Origin of the sequence: Arachnia propionica (genome assembly GCF_003932785.1) — a bacterium.
GTDB classification, from domain to species: Bacteria; Actinomycetota; Actinomycetes; order Propionibacteriales; family Propionibacteriaceae; genus Arachnia; species Arachnia propionica_B.
Genome location: NZ_RQYT01000140.1, coordinates 1 through 586 on the forward strand (window position 1 = coordinate 1; position 586 = coordinate 586).

The 586-nt window shown below is 64.8% G+C and carries 1 protein-coding gene; it reads right to left on the minus strand.

From position 1 onward, the window contains the following. Positions 1-586, minus strand: a 586-nt coding sequence (locus EII35_RS15595) for an IS3 family transposase (RefSeq protein WP_125229349.1), incomplete at both ends; no start/stop codon positions are given.

A 586-nucleotide genomic window follows, 5' to 3' on the forward strand; every position in this document is an offset into this window, starting at 1 on the left:
CCCGTGGACTGGAGGGCGTGCTCGAGGGCCAGTAGTGGCAGTGTGGTGGTGTGCAGGCTTGCTGAGACGGCCCAGCCCACGATGCTGCGGGTGTAGACGTCGGTGATGAACGCGACGTAACAAAACCCTGTCAGGACACGCACGTAGGTGATGTCAGCAACCCACAGCTGGTTCGGACGCTCGGCGGTGAACCGGCGGTTGACGAGATCGAGGCGGGGATCGGGTTGCCCGGCAGGGCATGTGGTGCGTGGTTTCCGGCCACGGCGTACGCCCTGGAGGCCGGTGATCCTCATCAAGCGGGCGACCTGGTCCCTGCCGATCTGCCAGCCCGCACGACGCATCGCATGCCACATCTTCCGTACCCCGTAGACGCTGTAGTTCTCCTGGTGGATCCGTGTGATCTCAGGCAGCAGGACCTCATCTCGCATCGCCCGTGTCGAAGTGGGGCGGGTCTTGGCGGCCCGGTAGGCACGGGAGGTGATGAACCCACACGTCGTCGCACGCAGAGTACGGCAGATGGCCTCGACCCCGAAACGGTCACGGTGTTCGTCGATGAACCGGATCATCTCGTCGTGGGGCGGTCGAG